Origin of the sequence: Pseudomaricurvus alkylphenolicus (genome assembly GCF_011683955.1) — a bacterium.
Taxonomy (GTDB): Bacteria; Pseudomonadota; Gammaproteobacteria; order Pseudomonadales; family Cellvibrionaceae; genus Pseudomaricurvus; species Pseudomaricurvus alkylphenolicus.
In genome coordinates this window covers 330028-347078 of record NZ_JAAQPI010000008.1, presented here as the reverse complement: position 1 = coordinate 347078, position 17051 = coordinate 330028, and the positions used below count along the sequence as shown (strand labels likewise).

Annotated in this window: 15 protein-coding genes; all 15 read right to left on the bottom strand. The window is 51.7% G+C overall.

Going from position 1 to position 17051, the window contains the following annotated elements; translation table 11 throughout:
- On the bottom strand, positions 1 to 780 hold the full coding sequence (locus tag HBA55_RS21010; RefSeq protein WP_166995480.1) for an ABC transporter permease: 780 nt from the start codon (positions 778 to 780) through the stop codon (positions 1 to 3).
- Positions 781 to 836: 56 nt separating this feature from the next.
- Positions 837 to 1793 (bottom strand): GDP-mannose 4,6-dehydratase, encoded by a 957-nt coding sequence (locus HBA55_RS21005; protein ID WP_166995478.1) that lies wholly within the window; start codon positions 1791 to 1793, stop codon positions 837 to 839.
- A 27-nt stretch (positions 1794 to 1820) separates the two neighbouring features.
- Entirely contained in the window at positions 1821 to 2804 is a 984-nt protein-coding gene (locus HBA55_RS21000) for a GDP-mannose 4,6-dehydratase (protein WP_166995473.1), read from the bottom strand.
- Between the two features lie 297 nt (positions 2805 to 3101).
- Complete coding sequence (locus HBA55_RS20995) at positions 3102 to 3752, bottom strand: hypothetical protein (protein ID WP_166995471.1); 651 nt, start codon at positions 3750 to 3752, stop codon at positions 3102 to 3104.
- A gap of 104 nt (positions 3753 to 3856) precedes the next feature.
- Entirely contained in the window at positions 3857 to 4069 is a 213-nt protein-coding gene (locus tag HBA55_RS20990) for a DUF6447 family protein (protein ID WP_166995467.1), read from the bottom strand.
- Between the two features lie 128 nt (positions 4070 to 4197).
- Positions 4198 to 5613 carry a sulfotransferase gene (locus HBA55_RS20985; protein ID WP_166995463.1) on the bottom strand — a complete coding sequence of 472 codons (1416 nt, stop codon included), beginning with the start codon at positions 5611 to 5613 and terminating at the stop codon, positions 4198 to 4200.
- A complete protein-coding gene (locus tag HBA55_RS20980) occupies positions 5610 to 5924 on the bottom strand; it encodes a hypothetical protein (RefSeq protein WP_166994895.1) in 315 nt (104 codons plus the stop codon). Before HBA55_RS20980 ends, HBA55_RS20985 begins: the two co-directional genes overlap by 4 nt.
- Positions 5915 to 7246 carry an arylsulfotransferase family protein gene (locus tag HBA55_RS20975; protein WP_166995461.1) on the bottom strand — a complete coding sequence of 444 codons (1332 nt, stop codon included), beginning with the start codon at positions 7244 to 7246 and terminating at the stop codon, positions 5915 to 5917. Before HBA55_RS20975 ends, HBA55_RS20980 begins: the two co-directional genes overlap by 10 nt.
- Positions 7247 to 7592: 346 nt before the next feature.
- The gene (locus HBA55_RS20970; RefSeq protein WP_166995458.1) at positions 7593 to 11291 is read right to left on the bottom strand and encodes an Ig-like domain-containing protein; all 3699 of its coding nucleotides are present in this window, start codon (positions 11289 to 11291) and stop codon (positions 7593 to 7595) included.
- A 197-nt stretch (positions 11292 to 11488) separates the two neighbouring features.
- Positions 11489 to 12523 (bottom strand): DUF4214 domain-containing protein, encoded by a 1035-nt coding sequence (locus tag HBA55_RS20965; protein WP_206019892.1) that lies wholly within the window; start codon positions 12521 to 12523, stop codon positions 11489 to 11491.
- A 77-nt stretch (positions 12524 to 12600) separates the two neighbouring features.
- Positions 12601 to 13578 carry a hypothetical protein gene (locus HBA55_RS20960; RefSeq protein ID WP_166995455.1) on the bottom strand — a complete coding sequence of 326 codons (978 nt, stop codon included), beginning with the start codon at positions 13576 to 13578 and terminating at the stop codon, positions 12601 to 12603.
- 2 nt (positions 13579 to 13580) lie between these two features.
- Positions 13581 to 14015, bottom strand: a complete 435-nt coding sequence (locus tag HBA55_RS20955; protein ID WP_166995452.1) for an FAD synthase family protein — start codon at positions 14013 to 14015, stop codon at positions 13581 to 13583.
- Positions 14012 to 15283, bottom strand: a complete 1272-nt coding sequence (locus HBA55_RS20950) for a tetratricopeptide repeat protein (RefSeq protein ID WP_166995449.1) — start codon at positions 15281 to 15283, stop codon at positions 14012 to 14014. Before HBA55_RS20950 ends, HBA55_RS20955 begins: the two co-directional genes overlap by 4 nt.
- A gap of 155 nt (positions 15284 to 15438) precedes the next feature.
- Positions 15439 to 16251, bottom strand: a complete 813-nt coding sequence (locus tag HBA55_RS20945; RefSeq protein ID WP_166995446.1) for a SapC family protein — start codon at positions 16249 to 16251, stop codon at positions 15439 to 15441.
- Positions 16252 to 16271: 20 nt separating this feature from the next.
- Positions 16272 to 16862, bottom strand: a complete 591-nt coding sequence (locus HBA55_RS20940; protein WP_166995443.1) for a TIGR02466 family protein — start codon at positions 16860 to 16862, stop codon at positions 16272 to 16274.
- Positions 16863 to 17051 lie beyond the last annotated feature (189 nt).

The window sequence follows — 17051 nt, the reverse complement described above, 5'->3', positions numbered from 1 at the left end:
TCAGATAAAGTCCCGGATATCCTGCTGCAAACGTTGGGTAATGAACAGAGCCAGCGCCAATGTAACACCGGCGACCGTTGTCGTGACGACAAGAAATTGCAGACTGGGCAGCTGATGCAGCAATACCATGTCACGATAGGCATCCACGAAAGGTGTGACCGGGTTATAGGCCAGCACACCGGCCCAATGGTCGGGAATAATATCGGCGACGTAGACGATGGGGGTCAACCAAAACCAGACCTTGAAGACAATATCCACCAGCTCGCGGATGTCGCGCAGAAAAACCGAAAAGGTGGCAAAGATCAGGCCCAACCCATAGGCAATCACCTGCTGTATGACAAACACCACCGGCAGAGCCAGCAAACTCCAGCTGAGCGGGAAATCAATCAGCACAATAAACCCCAGAAAGAACACCATGGAAATAACGTAAATAGTGCTTTCCGACAGCAGCAGATAGAGCGGCAATGTACGCAAGCTGATACTGACCTTGGCGATAATGCCGGCTTTATCCTGAAAGATGGTGGTAGTGCGAGTCACCGTGGCGGAAAAACAGTTCCAGGCCAGCATCGCCGATACCAAATAAAGGCTGTAGTTGTACTCGCTTTGCTGCATACCCGCCATGCTTAAACGGGCGCCCATGATCTCGGAAAACACCAGCGTGAAAATCAGAATATTGACCAGCGGCATCAACAGCGACCAGGCTCCCCCCAGCACGGAGCCGGAGTAGCGATCAATCAGGTCCTGACGGGTAAAGGTCAAGAGTACGGCGACATTTCTCAAGAATCGGTCCTATTTTTTGACCCGGATAGAAGACTCAGAATGTTCAGACATCAGTTCTAAACGGAATAATGTTTGCGCCAGGCGGACAATACATCGACCAGGATATCGTTCAGATCGTGCTCGGCACGCCATCCGGTAACCGCTTGAAGGTGCTGAGCCGTTCCCATCGCCACGGGAATATCCGTAGGACGCATTCGATCGGGATCCTGCTGTACTTGAATCGACTTCGAACTGAGCCTGATCAAGGATTCCAATACAAATGCAATGGTGACGGGTTCAGAGGCGACAATATTAAAAGCATCTCCTGACTCAATCTTCTCGGCATGGCGTAACAGTGCCACATAGGCCTGCACGACATCATCCAGATGCAGGAAACAGCGTTTGGCATCCAGGTTACCCACCTGGACAACGGGCTCCTGCAGACCGGCCTCAATCCGCGCAATCTGTTCCGCAAAAGCGGAGACAACAAACTGATTACTTTGGCCTGCAGCGGTGTGATTAAAAGGTCGCGCCCGGATCACCTTCAGTTTGCCCCGCCCCACGTAAGAGAAGGCGGCAATATCGGCAGCGGCCTTACTGGCCGCGTAAGGGTTCAAAGGCTGAAAAGGCGCCATTTCATCCAAGGGTTCTCCACCCACAAAACTGCGCCCGTAGCTGTCGGCGGAACCCACCTGCAAGAATGTCACTGGAAGATTTAACTCAGTCAGCGTCTGCAGCAGATTGAGAGTGCCATTCAAGTTAACCCGCCAGGTCAGTTGCGGTTGATCAAAGGAGGTGGGGATATGAGAAATCGCCGCCAGATTAATCACACAATCGGGCTCAACACTCTGAATTAATCGCCTGACCGCGTCGCCATCGGTTATGTCGCATACCACAGAATCACAAGCCGCCGGCGACTCCTGCTCATGCCCCAGTGCCGTCACTCTGGCATGCGGAAATGCTTGCCTTAATGCGGGCACCAGTGTGGAGCCCACAAATCCAAAAGCACCCGTGACCAATATGCCCTTATACATGTTTAAGCCTTCCTTGCAGGCACTTGGTTATTTGGCGGCCTGGTGACGGACGATATCGGCGTCCACCATCTCTACGATCATGTCCTCCAGGCTGGTTTGCGCGTGCCAGTCCAACTGTTTCTTGGCTTTGGATGGATCACCCAGCAGCACATCCACCTCAGCGGGGCGGAAAAACTCGGGATCAATGATCACGTAGTCGTCCATATTCAGCCCAACATGATTAAAGGCAATATCACACATTTCACGCACGGTAGTGGTACGACCTGTGGCGACAACATAATCGTCTGCGGTTTCCTGCTGCAGCATGCGCCACATGGCCTCAACATAATCACGGGCATGCCCCCAGTCCCGTTTGGCATCTATGTTACCCAATCTGAGCTCTTTGCTAAGCCCCAGTTTGATTTGGGCAACGGCGTCCGTCACCTTGCGAGTCACAAACTCCAGACCGCGAAGGGGGGACTCGTGATTAAAGAGAATGCCACTGCAGGCAAACAGCTCGAAACTCTCACGGTAATTGACCGTCATCCAGTGGGCATAAAGCTTGGCTGCCGCATAGGGGGAGCGAGGGTAAAACGGTGTACTCTCGGACTGCATGGGCTCCTGGATCAGCCCATACATCTCTGAAGTCGAGGCCTGGTAGAAACGAGCCTCAGGTCGGACCAGGCGCATGGCTTCCAACAGGTTGGCGGCGCCCATACCGGTCACCTGCCCGGTCAACAACGGCTGGGACCAGGAAGTACCTACAAAGGACTGAGCCCCGAGATTGTAGATTTCATCCGGTTGGTGCTTGGTCAGTACGCGAATCAAGCTGGCCACATCCAGCAGATCACAATCTTCCTCGACCACCTGACCACTGATACCCAGCCAATCCAAACGCCAGAGGTTAACCCCGGAAGAACTGCGGCGGGGCATGGCGCCAACCACCTTATACCCCTTCTCCAATAGATTCTTGGCCAGGTAAGCGCCGTCCTGGCCAGTAATGCCAGTGATAAAAGCGGTTTTCGCAGTCATTGGTAACCTTCTGGATTTACATCGATGTGTTTGAAAATTGACCGCGGATAATACCACCAAACCGGGCGGGTTAGTAGCGGCCGCAACCGCTTCCAGCTGCCCGCACTGCGGCCGCAACGAGATGCAGATCACAAACTAAAATTTATTAAATATCAATAGCTTGCAGACCGTTAAATTGTTTCGGTTTGTATCTGGTGAGTACAGAAATCGAGACGCAGCACGCAGCCTCCACAGGCCAACAGGTTGATATATCAAACCATCCCACACAATGGGATAAGGCTGCATGAGAAAATGGGATTAATGCAGTTTGGCGTCGAGCAGTTCTGAAGGTTTTTCCTGGGCCAGGGAGAACCATTCCGGCCAGATTTCCAGGGGCCATTGAGCCTCCACATAGGCTCTGTAGACAATACCGAGCCACTGGGACAGAGCCGTTTGGGAAAATTGCACCCCAACTTTATTGCCGGATTCCTTAAGAGGAATAATCAACAACAAATGCTGCTTGAGCTGCTTTAAATCCACAGAGTGGAGCAATTGCTCCAGGGAATCTTTGGCGGGCTGCACGGGTTGCGAAGGACGCTGTTGCATCTGTGCCTGGGCCTGCTGCTTTGCCGCCTGCTTGGCATTGATCGGCCCCAGGGAAGCCCGCTGGCTGGATCGCTCATTGAGGTTGGGCTGCAGGAGGCCTTCACCCTGGTTCTCCACCCACTCGATCAGGCGTGGTAAAAGTACGCGGCCAAAGCGCTGGGTTAACCAGAAGACGTAGGTGTCTCCGCCATGGGTAGCAGCGGACATGCAAAGCCGATCTTCTCGACTTGAATAGGTGACTGTGAGCTTTTCCAGCAAGGTAATCTGGTTGCTGGAATCGGCTGCACTGTTCTTGCCATCACTGTTAGGTGAGGTCTCAGACGAGTCGGATTGACTGGGGTCTTCGTGCTTTTTGTTGCTCATCTTTTTACCGTACAACTATACCGCTCATTGTCCAGCCGTGTCGGCCTCCGAGTTCCGTGCGACTCAAAAACCGGGAGCCGCCACGGAAAGCGATCAATAATTGATCAGGCTTTTTCTTCAGCTGGCAGTTCTTTGGCCAGGGCTTGCTGGTAAGTGCGCAGGCCGGTTTGGGCCAGAGCCAACTGCCCCTGCAGGCGGCGGACTTCAGCCTGACCAAAGCTGATGTTCTGAATAAGCGCCTTGGCATTGTCGCTGAGGTCGTCAACTTTGAATTCTTTGCCGTCGATGTTCACAGTGGCGGGGTTTTCGTTGCTCATTGGGGTTCCTTGGGAATGGCCTGAAGAGCCATTGTTATTGAATGAAGTGAGGCAGTCTAACACTGCATTGGATTTGGGCTCAACTCAGTGTTTTGTCTGGACTGCAGAGGCAAGTCGATGACGTTATCTCATTCGCCGTTGAGGTTCCTGGCGCAAAGCTCATTGAGTTTATGGTATGTCTCTGTGGCCTTCGACAGGATTTCGTCATCGCCCTTATAGTCTACGTCTTTGTGAGACTTGATCATGTCGGGAATACCCCTGAAACCGGTATCCGTCTTTTTCGCAATCTTGGGCCACAAGGCCTCGGTATTGTCACACAACAGCTCATAACCAATCGGTACCACGCGATCATTTTGACTCGCCAGGGTGACAATGGCCCCATACACCGACACCCATTCTTCCAACCAGAATTCCAGTAAAACCGGGGCTTCGTATTCCGGTACATTACCCTCCAGCAACATCCTCTTTTTGTCCAAGCCAAATTCGTGATGAGCCAGCCAGCTCATGTACTTTCTGAAAAACGGGTCTTCACCTTGCTCCTTTGTCATCAAGTCATGGGTTCGAAGAAGTGAGTTGGCTTGTTGCAATGGGTGTCGATAGGGAACGAGAAAAATAGAATTCTCAAAGTTGCTCAACAGTGGTTCGAGCCGCAGCAGGTTGTTGTTGTTCTTGGTGAGGTATCTATCCTTCCCGTAGTTCTTTGTAATCGCCCCAATGTAGGCAGTGTATTTTTCGATCAATGAAGACGCAACTGGGTGTCTTACCATCTTGTCGGGTTTGATATAGCTTTCGCCATCAAAGGTTCGCCAGAAAACCTCCTCCAGCGCCTCCGGAGACTCAAAATTGACCCTGATGCCATCCTGAAGAGAGCGCTCTTGCATTGCTCCCTGCCTGGATGTGCCACGAAGCGATCTCCAAAGATTGGGAGCAAGCACAAAGGGCATATCAGTGTAGGTCAATGACGAAAACTGCCTCGATTCATAGAGAGATCGCATTAATATCGTCGTGCCGCTGCGGGCCAATCCGGCAACGAAGACATGCTTGGCCTTGCGGATATCTGCCTCAGAGGTCGACGTTCTGCCAAGTTCGATGTCGAAGAAGGCTTCACCAACGGTGTTGTTGGAAAGCACCAGGCGGTGTAGAAGTCGGTCCCAGACATTATAACCCGACTTATCAGCCACCTTTGCCCGTGAAATAACAAGCAGGCACAGGCAGGCTGAGAATGTGGAAATCAGTACGCCCGGTAAGGAGGCGGCATCACCTGCCAGATCGAATTCTTCTGATTGGAACGCAAGGCAAAACAATGCAAAGGGGACAAATAACGTCGCCAGAGAAACAAATAGTTTTAGGCTGTTTGAGAAGATGATCAGTGAGTACTGTGGCAGCACTCGCTCTTTCCAGTGATCACTGATCGCCCCATTGACCACCAGCCGGGCAGATTTCCTGGCCCCAGTAATGATGTTGGTGGTGTAAAGGCGGTACTTTGTGCAGCTGAACAGGAACACTCCCACAACAGTTGCCACTGCAAGAACAGCCAGCGTCACTTGATATCTCTTGCCTGTAAGCTATTGTCGGCGGCTTCGTGGCCCTGATGACAGGCGTTGTCTGGCGCCTCGGTTTCGGTCTGCGCTTCAGCACTTGCCTTCATTTTTTTTGCACGAATGCGGCGTTTAATCGGGAACCAGATCAACGAGAAAACAGCGACCAGAAATGAGACGATAATGCCAAGAAAAACCCCGAAGGCACCAATACCCATTCCAGGGCCCAGATAGGCGTGAGCCGGCAAAGCCAGCAAAGCGAGCGCAACCGCGACGCCACAATTCCTGCCCAGTCTATTGTTCATCACTATTGGCATTGAAGCTCCTCCAGCCAGTTAAGGTCTAACTCGGATTTTTTTAGATACCGACTCCAATGCAGCGCACCGATTTTGCCGTTGCCTAAACCATGTGCATAGCTCCAAACCAGGCCTTTTTGGTTTACCCGGTGAATCAGGCCAGCGTTGGTATCCTCCACAATAACATCTCCGTCACCCAGCACCCGATGACGTCCTTCTGTAATCGTATTGATTGACACATCTTCAAGAGAAAGAAATGCAGAAACTTCGTCAGTTTTTTGATCATACTGCCAAATGGTGTTATATCCGTGATAGGACACATCCTTCGCGTGCGCGCGAACCATGTCATTGCCGTAAATGGTAAAGATGCCGTTGCCCAGATAATCAACATCATGCTGATTGATCCAAGGCCCGGTTTTTGCCCAAATGACTTCGTCGGTCGATGGCCGATACAGCAGTACCGTTGACAGGTTGCGAATGCTGAGCATCAGATCACCTGCCCTAGTAAACTCATCATCTGTCGCAATGGGTTCAATATCATTCAGGTGCATACGGTCCCACTCGGCGCGTCCAAAGCCAAGGAGCAACCCCTCATACCCATGGCGAGACAGCATTTCATAAATAGACCATTCATCGATAATCCGGCCATCCGCGGACACCTTTGCCACCCCGTCATTTCTGAGAGGAAAAGGAACATTGAGCCCCTGAGAAACGATAGGAACATAAAGCTCTCCGCTGTCAGCCCGTTCGATAGAATGGTGAAAATGTCGATCCACACTCCATACTATTTTGTTGCAAGCGCTGAGTTGAAGCAGCGGCCCCTCTCCACTGGTGATCAGCACGTCGCCATTGTCGAGCAGTAACGGGTGTTGTGATCTGAAGTTATGCTTTTTGCTTTCCTCGCTTCTGTAGGTTGTTTGTGCCAATAAGTCGTCTATTGGCGGTATCCATTCATGGACTATCTTCTGTGAGGCAAGATCATAAAGAAATACCGAGCTGACGCCGTTAGCATCGCTATAGGCGGATATCAGCAAGAAGCCATCATCTACAACATCCTGCTGATGCGATTTTAATCCTGCAAACTGGTCAAAATCCTTGATTTGTGGCTGGATGATCTCGGCAACCTTTTTCTCGGCGAGGAGTACCTTGATGAAAGGGTCAGGCGCCTTCGCTATCCCCATCACAATATCCCCCAGGCTCCCCCCTTTTTCACCGCCCGTGGATTTATACCAGACAAACCAGGCTGTGGTCACAGTCAACGCCATCCCCAGGAGGAAAAACAGAATAAAGGCCCAGGCATCTATTTTGACCGTCAGTATCCGTTCGGTAAGTCCTTTTTTCATAGGTATCGATTCGACTCCATTATTCATTTACGGGTACAACGCACTGGATTCAGAGCAGGTGGGATCATACTTGATCCATCAGCCCGGCAAAATCTTCCACCCCCGCCTCTAGCGGAGCCTGACTTATTTATCCCATGAATGGGAGGATTGGGCCTTGGAGGGAATGGACATTGAGGGCTATGGTATAGATCTGAACCGTTGTATACCGCACAGTGGCGCCTGAAAACGTTTTCTCCGCGCACAGATTAGTTGGCTTCTATGTAAATTCGGTGGCGCACATTGTACCCGAATCGGCATTCGAAGGGTAACCCCGGCAAACGACGCGCCACTGCAGCCTCTGCGGCCATCAGGCAAGCGGAAAGTCTGTATCGGTGAAACCTATGGTCTCCACACCCACCAGTTCCACGGCAAAGTCCTGGCCAAGGACGATAAAGCCGTCATCAAGCGACTCAACACTGACTGAGTTGGAGTGGACATCCAGCTCCACTCGGTCAGTGCCGCCACCGCCATCCACCCAGTCAAAGCCACCGCCGAAGACTCTTATGGTATCGTCACCCGCACCGGCGCTTATACGGTTATCCACGGCATTGTCATAGATCAGATCATTGCCCGCCCCGGCATTGAGGTTTTCGATCCACACCCCAAATGCGATGGCCAGATTATTCTCGCCTGTATATATATTGGCGGCTTCGTCTTCATAGACCTCGGTGACAAAGTCGGTGTAGTCGGGTGCACCCTGTGCGTCCAGATCCGCCAGCGCCGCAGCAATTTGCTCGTCAATGGTTCTGACATCCACAGAGGACAAGGTGCCGGGACGCAGATCTATTTCGCTGTCTCCGGTGCTGGCAGAAAGCTCCAGCAGGTCTTCACCGCCGCCGTCCCAGATTGTCTTGAAGGTTTGGTCTGCAAAACCGATGGTGTAACTATCATCTCCTGCGGCATGGCCCTGGTTTGCCCCGTAGATCATTTGCAGTGCCGCCACATCCAGAATCTGAAACCCTTCGGGCATGGCCTCGTATTCCCAGGCCGCCGTAATACCTCTGGTTACCGTGTCGTAATCCAGGTTGACGACCAGATTGCGAGACTCTGTATACGACATGATGGTGTAGTCGTTGTTGTCCAGAGCGCTGTCCAGCGGGTTGGGGGTATCAAACGAGTGTTTCAGACCCAGAGCGTGCCCGATTTCATGCACGGCAGTGGAATAGGGGCTTCCGCCCTGACGATAATCAGCAGTGGTGGTGTATTCAATATTGAGGAAGACATCGCCACCCAGCTGGGAGCCCGAAGGATAGTAGGCAAAGGCATCTGTACCCTCCTCGTGTGAGATGGCATTGAAATTCATATCGCCATTGGTGGAACTGGTTTCCGTTAAGTTCAATGCCGTGAATGTCTCAAGGTCGAGCATAATATCCCGCACGGCATCTCTGGCCGCCGTGGTCAGCGGAGTCCACTGGCTGAGATCAATATCTTCACCGAAGTAGAAATTGGGAATAGAGGTATTGAAGGCAAAGGTGAGATTAGTGGAATCCCAATGAATTCCGGAATCAAGATCGCTATAGTCCGGGCCATTGTCGAACGGCAGAGTGCTCGCATCAATGCCCGCTTCCACTCGGCTGAACGCCTCCGCTGCACTTCTTAAATCGCCCACAGTGATGGATATGGGCAAGAGGTCTGTGAGCCCTTCGTCGTCTTGTACCTGCAAGGTAAATTCATCGTTGCCGACAAAGCCGTCTTCCGGTGTATAGACAAAGTTGCCGTCGCCATCTATGGTCACCAAGCCGTCGTCGGCAGCCTGAAAAATCGAAAAGGCCAACGCCTCTGAGTCGACATCCGTCACTGCCGCCAAGCCTTGAAAGGCCGTGTTAAATTCGGTTTCCAATGCCAGACTGTCGTCGTCGAACGCCGGTGACTCATTAACGTTTTGCACTTGCACTGTAAAGCTGCGCAGCAACGCTAAACCACCTTCATCTATGGCGGTAATATCAATATTGACGGATGGCGTTATTTCGAAATCCAGGCTCTGTCCATCCGCCAAACGCACTTGACCGTCAAGGATTGAGAAACGTTCATCGCTGATCAGGAATGTGTGAGTATCATTGGCATCCGGATCGGAGACACTGACGGAACCTATGGTTGCGGCCGTATCGTTTTCGTTTAAGGTCAGGTTGCTGACTTGAATGTCTGTCGGAGCCTCGTTCGTATTGAGCACCTCAAGCTCCAGAGCCCGCTCCAGACTCAATGCGCCCGAATCCGTGGCCGTCACAGAAATGTCTATGAGTGGCTCCGATTCGAAATCCAGGCTCACTCCAGCCTTTAGCTTCAAGGCTCCATCAACGACTTCAAATCGGTCATCGCTGACGGAATAGGTGTGCAGATCCTCCGCATCCGGATCGATCACATCAATGCTTCCTACCGTGGCAGCATCGCTGTTTTCTTCAACAGTATTGCCGCCAAGCTGAATGCCGGTCGGGTTCTCATTAATATCATTCACCTGAATGATAAATGCCTGCTGCAGTTGCAGACTGCCGCTATCCACAGCCGTTAATGTCAGGTTAATGGAGGATTCAGCTTCATGATCCAGAGCAACGCCCTCGCGCAATTTCAGAGTGTTGTTCTGCACTTCAAAGCGTTCATCACTGACCGATATCTGGTGACTGTCACCAGCATCCACATCACTGATTTCAATCTGCCCTATGATCGCTGCCGCACTGTTTTCGTCGACATCATCATTATCCAGACTGATGGCCGTTGGGGCTTCGTTAACATCGGTAACCGTTAACTGAAATTGGTCCTGAAACTGCAAACCACCCGTGTCTGTTACCTCAATGGTTAGAGGGATTTCGGATTCCTGTTCAAAGTCGATCACCTGATCGCTCTTCAGCTTCAGCGTGCCCGAGACGACCTCAAAACGCTCATCGCTCAAACTGAAGGCATGATTATCACCACTATCAGGGTCTGAAACCGTAATCTCACCAACCTCGGCGCCAACAATGTTCTCCTGAAAAGTGAGATCGGTTAATGCAATCGCTGTAGGTGCCTCATTGACAGCGGTTACCTGTATCTCGAATTGGGCGCTGGTGCTCAACCCGCCATTGTCAGTAGCCGTGATGGTCGTGAAGATCGCCTCGTCGGTATCGGCATTCAGAAAGACACCGGCTTTTAATCGCAGTTGATTATTCAGCACCTCAAATCGGTCATCGTCGACAGAAAACTGGTGGCTATCGGCGATATCCGGATCGGATACAAATAAGTCTCCCACTACCGCGCCGGCGATTTTTTCCAACACTACGGTATCAGTGACCTGTAAATCAAAGGGGGATTCATTGACGTCCGTAACCTCGATATCGAACAGCTGAGTGAGTTCCAGCCCTTCTTCGTCGGTCACGGTGATCTCGATCTGTACACTGGACTGTGTTTCGAAGTCCAGGCTGAGATCGGACCTGAGCTGCAGCTGACCATCAACGATTTCAAACCTTTCATCATTCACTTGATAGGTGTGCTGATCCTCTTCATCCGGGTCTATAACCGTCAGCTCACCAACAACGGCTCCCAAATCGTTTTCTGCGACTGATGCTTTGTTGAGGGTTATTTGGGTGGGAGCATCGTTAATCACGTTGGCAATAGCCTGTGCGGCGTCTTCCAAAGTAAAGCTGTCGCCGGCCTGCTCCGTATAACTTTGTGCCGCTTCTGTTTTCTGAGCCAATACCGCACTGTCTGCTTCTGAGGCACCATTAATCAGGGCCAAGACCAATTGATCAAAATTAACCGTACTGCCACCACCGTTGACCCAGTATTCCAATCCAGCTGGGGCCGGCTCGCGTTCAAACAGATTTTGATAGAGTGCGACCACTGCATCACTACGGGTCATGCTGCCCTGACCCTGCAGGTATTCGGGTTGCTCGTTAACAATGTTGGCGCGTAGCTGCTCAATGGTCAGGATGCCGGAGGTGATTTCCTCGGTCCAGTAGGCTAAACCGGGGATGGCAGCAGCACGGCCAAGCAGGCCTATATAGAGTTGTTGAATAGTGTCAGCAATGGTTGACATAACTCGCCTCTGATTAAACGATCCATGTGTAAGAAAGCAGAACTAGTTGGACTTTTGTCTCAAATTTTAGTTCAGAAGGGTCAATCCATGGGGAGACAGGCGTCACAAGGACAAAATCAGCTTATGCCAATTGGATATAAAAAATCGGTGGGATTCCGAAATGGGGTCGCTGCGCCCCATTTCGAAACAGGGGTTCGTCAGAAAATAAAATCGTTCTCATGAAGATCAGTGGCGGTGACACCCAGTAACGTCAACTGATCCCCGCCGCCCAGATCGATGACGGTATCGTCACCGTCTTGTTCTGCAGCGTCCTGCACGTCAGTGAAATCATCAAATGCACCGAAACCGGAAAGATCAATCTTGTCCGCTTGAGACGAAGATTCCCCTGCTGAAAAGTCGGTAATAGTGTCCATGCCATCTCCTGGAGTAAACACAAAACGATCGTCGTCCCCGTCACCCGTCAGAATGTCATCGCCTGCACCACCGACAAGCGTGTCGTTGCCACTGCCTCCATCCAGCTGGTCATCATCACCGTTTCCTTCCAGCAGATCGTCGCCGCTGCCGCCATCCAGAAAATCTTCACCCTCGCCACCGAGCAGGGTGTCATCACCAGATCCACCGTCTAGATCGTCATCACCGGCACCGCCGCTGAGGACGTCATTCCCGGATTTCCCCTCAAGTTGATCGTCGCCACCATTGCCGTTAATCTCGTCATATCCAGACCCTCCTTCAAGAAGCTCACCCTCTTCCGTTCCTTCCAGAGTTACGCTGTTGTCAGGCAAATCAATGGCTCGAGCGGCTGCCTCCAGATCGAAATCGTCGCCGGCCTCGTCAGTGTAGGCCTGAGCCGCAGCCACTTTTTCATCCAGCGTCTTTCGATCCGCCGCAGAGGCGCCATTAATAAGTGCCAGCACCAGCTGGTCTGCATTGACACTCTGACCACCACCATACAACCAATAGTACAATCCGGCTTGATCGGGATTTCGACCAAACAGATCTTCATACAGCTGAATAACCATGACTTCTCTGGTGGCACCACCCAGCCTTTGTTGATACTCGGGCTGCTCATTCACGATGTTTGCCCTGAGCTGCTCGATCGTGAGTCGGCCTTCGGTTAACTCTGCCTCCCAGTAATCCAGCCCGGCTTGAGCGGCTCCACGCCCCAACAAGCCGATGTAGATTTCCTGAATTTGAACGGTTATAGATGTCCTATCTGTGGTAAACGGTAGCATGGCGTCAATTTCCATCAATTAGCGGAGTGAAGTTCTAAACTCTTCTATAGTGATTGGGGCATAGCCAACGGCTTATGTCAATTTCCAACAATCAACTCGACCAGCTGCAAGTAACGTACAGCGGAGTTTTCATTATCAAAATAGCCTCTAAAGCGAAGATTGTCGCCTATGACTTCGATGCCAGACAGAGGAAATACGGCATTCTCTCGAGCCCCCAACACACCGGCCACACCGGGGTCCTCTGTCTCGATACGGTAGAGCCCCTTTAGGGTGTTCTCCAGCGCGTGCTGCAATTTTTGCAATACCTCTTGTTTGGAGGGGACGCGGTTCAGACGGAAGTTAAACTCAATCAGGGAACCGCCGGTATAGGGTACGGTGGCATAGCTGACAAAGATCTGCTCATTTGACAACCAAGGCAACAGCTGTGGCGCCATTTTTTCGAGCGTACAGATTTTCCATTCAGGATCCGAGTGTGCCGGCAGTTGGTGCCGTGGAAGATTGTGCACAACATTTACATAGGCCTGTTGCACGCCGTATTGCTGATGCAGCCAATCCGCCAGAGGCACGAAGGCATTAACCGTACACGAGCCATAGGACAGCACTTTTGCCCGCGATGACCACTGGTTCTCATTAAGCCCCATTACCAGGGTTTGATCAGCATCCCAGCATGTGGCTGAAATGATCGCCTGCCGGGTTCTGCCCTTCAAAAAGGGCTCACAGGCAGCGATGCTGGAATTCCGGCCAGAGCACTCCAGCCACAGATCGACCTCCCCCAGCCAGGGAACCTCTGCTGCGATGCCACAAGTGTAATTGATTTCCACCTCGCCCCCATCGCTGTGGGTCAAGACCACACCTTCAGCCCCAAGACGAGGTGAAAAGCGAGAAAAATCCAGGCGATCATGGTCAGTAATCAGCTGATACACGTCCTCAAGAGACAGTATTTCATCCACCAGATAAGGAATGGAAAACTGTCTGGAATGGCTCAACCAGGAAAATAATAAATGCTGTGCAAAGCGGCCAAATCCGTGCAGGCCTGCGTTCAAGGTCCGAGTCAAATTTACTTACCGTTTAGTTCTTGAATTCTTTGAGTAATGTCCGTTGTGGAAATATTCTCTGTGGCGGGTGCAAAAGAGACCTCGATGCCAACTCCCTCAAGCAAGGGTCTCAAACGTTGCCAACGTTTGCTGCCCTCCCAGCCTCCGCCCACCACCACTACATCCACTCCCCAGGACTTGATCCACTCAGCCGCCTCCTGGGTGTTTTCCGTTGTGCCGGGCAACCATTTGGTATCATCCACACAGGCCAGAGCTGACACAAGCTCCTTCCTTTGCTCTTGAACGATTGTCGGATTCTTTCCCTTTGTCTGATAGCAGATCTCGTCAGGTGTTACGGCGACGGTTAAAGACGCCCCTTGCGCTTTGGCATACTGCAGATAACGCAAATGCCCGACATGCAAGAGATCAAATACACCTATGGCCAGCACGCGTCTCATGGCTGCTGCTCCCGCACCAATGCCCGTAGTGTCCCACGGATCTGAAGCAGCAATTCATCTTTAGGCAGATGCCGGAGAAAAACCTCACACAGCGAGAGAGCTTTGTTAATGCGTCCGTCCCACCAGTATTTGATGATTTTCATTAAGGTGTAGTATTGCGTCAACGGGGAAAATCCCCTGAGGTTTCGAGCTGTAACCACAGTATCGAATTCTGGATCGGGGGTCCGCCAATCGCCATACATGGCTTCAAGCCATTTGGCAGGTTCCGCGACATACCAAACATCACCCACCTCCTTTGAAACCCGTTGTAACTGAAGCGCTGGAAATTCAGTGATACGGTTCCATTTAGATGGAATGTTAGCGCACCAAAACCCCCCAATGGTTACCGAGTTCCCGGACTCGACCTGAAACCCGCAAAGGTCTAAATAGTGTCCGGTTTCCCGGTGAAAGAGTGCCCGGGGGTTCACCAGCCCATAGGAGGCGTCCAGCTCCATCCAACCGTTACGCGTCAATAGCTCCAGCGCCGCGGGTATTTCTTCAAAGGGCAACCCTATATCCATATCCTTATCATAGGGCAGTAAATGCCCTTCGCGCTCTAGCCCCAGTAGCGTTCCCGCATGAGCAAAGGCATGCACGCCTGCCGACTCTAGCTGGGACAAGGTTTTCCAAAGCAGATCTTCCGCCAGCTTAATGTTGATGGCATTCCGCTGAGCAGCCCGCTGTGACGCCTTTGGGGGCGATTCAAGCAATTTGGACAGACACTCTCGCATGAGATTATTGGCCCGGGGTAGCAGACCTCGGCATTTCGACACCTTTGCCAGCGTGAATAAACCAACCGGGTGTCCAGGCGCTAACTCCAGCGCTTTAAGCGCCCATTGATTTGCGTCCTTAAAGTCTCCTGACGCCATCTTTGCTTTAGCCAGTTCATCCGTCAATTCAAGCCTGTGGCGGGTATCACTCAAGCCAAGCTGAAAGATCCGGGCCGCCTCCTGCGGATAGTGGAGCTTCGTGAGCAGGCGCCCCCAACGCAGACAGGTAACGGGCTCTCCTGGATACTGCTTTACCGTCAGACGATAAAGCTCATGAGCCGCCTGGTAGTCGCCTTGAGCCTCATATACCTGAGAAAGAAGCAAGTTGGCAACCGGACCTTGTTCACTTCCCTTACCGTTTGGGTCTACCAGGGGCAATAGTTTATCGCGGGCAGCTTGATACTCGCGCTGTGTGAACAGGTTCTGGGCCTCTTCTAATATCGATTTCGAGTCGGACATGTGTGTGGGATTACATTTTTAAAAGAACTTATTGTGCTTGGAAAGTGCCTGTGGCTGTAAAAACGGCATCTGGTTGTTGCTCTTATTGTGGCCGGATCGAGTAATATTGGCACTCATCCGCTAACGCTTGATGAGAACGGTTAGAAGCTCCTCCACTACGCGCCCGAAAAATCGAAACCCAAGTCATCGCCGTCTGTCATAAAGAAATCCTGGGCAGATTGCTGGGATTGCGCCTGGGAATGGCGAGCATTGTGCAGCTGTTCCAGTACGCCCAGTCGTGCCATGGAAAAAGATTGAGCATAGGCAATGGTGAGGGCATTGGAGGTCTGGAGTCGCTTGAGCGTATCGGCCGGAATTTGAGCCAATGCCTGCTGGTCTATGCGAAAGAGCGCCTGCATGGGGCGAAGTTGCTTCTCTTGGTCCTTTTTAATAAAAGTCCATTCAGCCAGCAGACCTTCTTCGGCCAGCACGTTGACCGCATTTTGTGTCACCTGCTGGAAATGGGTCATTTGCTCAAGAAACTTAACCAGCTTCAGCATATGGGGTGCCAGACTGCCATCGTCCTGGAAAAAGCGCATCTCGCCTGTCGACTCGTCTGGCAGCTCTCTGTAGAGGCCGCTGCTCTTGTTAAAACAGAGCACATTGCGCTCTTCCTCCGCAACCTTGTGTTTTGCCATAACGTAGGGATAAGAACGGAACACCGCTGGCACGTAGGGCAGCTTCCAGCGGCCTTCAGCATTGACACAGAGATTGTCCTGCGGCTCAAATCCCAATACCGCAACCAGCTGATACTGCTCAGCTGAGCTCTTTCGGAATGCCAACGTGTAAAGTGGCAGCAGGTGCTGCAACTCAGCAATGGCTACCGGCACCATGGAGGCCTTGGCCGTATAAGCGTAGCTCTGGTAGCGCTGCCAACCGTGGAAGCGGTGAGCTTCTGGATTGAGGGCAATTATTTCATCTTTACTCATAAGTCTGCTCCGGACAACCATTAAACGGAGTCAATATTTACGGGAATGGATATGCGTGACTCGCTGGATTCGTTAGTCTCAACCGAGTGTTCCAGCCAGGAGGGAAACATCAGAAGATCGCCTTCCCGCGGCGAAATGTTGATATTACTGGAACCGTGGTTACTGGCACAACTCAAGGGGGCATATTTGGCGCCGGGGCGAGGATCGGTAAAGCAAATGTCGCCGGAATTCTCAGGCACCTGTAAATAGTAACAACCTACAAACAGGGTATTGCTGTGCCCGTGTTGGCGGTTGTAACCCTCCGGATCAGTAATATTGACCGAACCGTTGACCTTGAATTTTAGCGCCGGATCTACCGCCATTTGCTTGAATATATGTCGGGTGCACTCATGAATCGTGTGTTGCAGCACCTCAAATTCCTTTCTTTTGAACAGGTCGTAGGGGGTTTTCCAGCCGTTGCGCGTGGAGCGTCTTGCATCGGGAGTTGGTGAAGCCTGTCGAAGTTTATTCACCAGGTCCAGCCATTGCTCGTGAAACTGCTGCAATTCCTGCAGCTGGAAGCGCCAGACCCGTGTGACGAAGTAATCGGAGCATTCTGCCGTTATGTTCATATTCGGGTTCTCGTTGATCGGTATCTGGTAAAAAAAAACCCAAGCCAATTGCTTGGCTTGGGTTTTTAATTTCAGCACCTTATGGCAGGTGCCGAGGCTACTGGCTGTCACTCAAGGTAACTGTTTTCGCCTCTTTAACTGAATTATTCACTTTCTATCGTTTTGAAGAGGGGGTTATCCCCCTCTTCT

Excerpts from the sequence above, each read along its gene's own strand:
- HBA55_RS21005 (WP_166995478.1), bottom strand. The coding sequence starts at position 1,793 with ATGTATAAGGGCATATTGGTCACGGGTGCTTTTGGATTTGTGGGCTCC.
- HBA55_RS21000 (WP_166995473.1), bottom strand. The coding sequence starts at position 2,804 with ATGACTGCGAAAACCGCTTTTATCACTGGCATTACTGGCCAGGACGGC.
- HBA55_RS20995 (WP_166995471.1), bottom strand. The coding sequence starts at position 3,752 with ATGAGCAACAAAAAGCACGAAGACCCCAGTCAATCCGACTCGTCTGAG.
- HBA55_RS20990 (WP_166995467.1), bottom strand. The coding sequence starts at position 4,069 with ATGAGCAACGAAAACCCCGCCACTGTGAACATCGACGGCAAAGAATTC.
- HBA55_RS20980 (WP_166994895.1), bottom strand. The coding sequence starts at position 5,924 with ATGCCAATAGTGATGAACAATAGACTGGGCAGGAATTGTGGCGTCGCG.
- HBA55_RS20975 (WP_166995461.1), bottom strand. The coding sequence starts at position 7,246 with ATGAAAAAAGGACTTACCGAACGGATACTGACGGTCAAAATAGATGCC.
- HBA55_RS20970 (WP_166995458.1), bottom strand. The coding sequence starts at position 11,291 with ATGTCAACCATTGCTGACACTATTCAACAACTCTATATAGGCCTGCTT.
- HBA55_RS20965 (WP_206019892.1), bottom strand. The coding sequence starts at position 12,523 with ATGCTACCGTTTACCACAGATAGGACATCTATAACCGTTCAAATTCAG.
- HBA55_RS20955 (WP_166995452.1), bottom strand. The coding sequence starts at position 14,015 with ATGAGACGCGTGCTGGCCATAGGTGTATTTGATCTCTTGCATGTCGGG.
- HBA55_RS20950 (WP_166995449.1), bottom strand. The coding sequence starts at position 15,283 with ATGTCCGACTCGAAATCGATATTAGAAGAGGCCCAGAACCTGTTCACA.
- HBA55_RS20945 (WP_166995446.1), bottom strand. The coding sequence starts at position 16,251 with ATGAGTAAAGATGAAATAATTGCCCTCAATCCAGAAGCTCACCGCTTC.
- HBA55_RS20940 (WP_166995443.1), bottom strand. The coding sequence starts at position 16,862 with ATGAACATAACGGCAGAATGCTCCGATTACTTCGTCACACGGGTCTGG.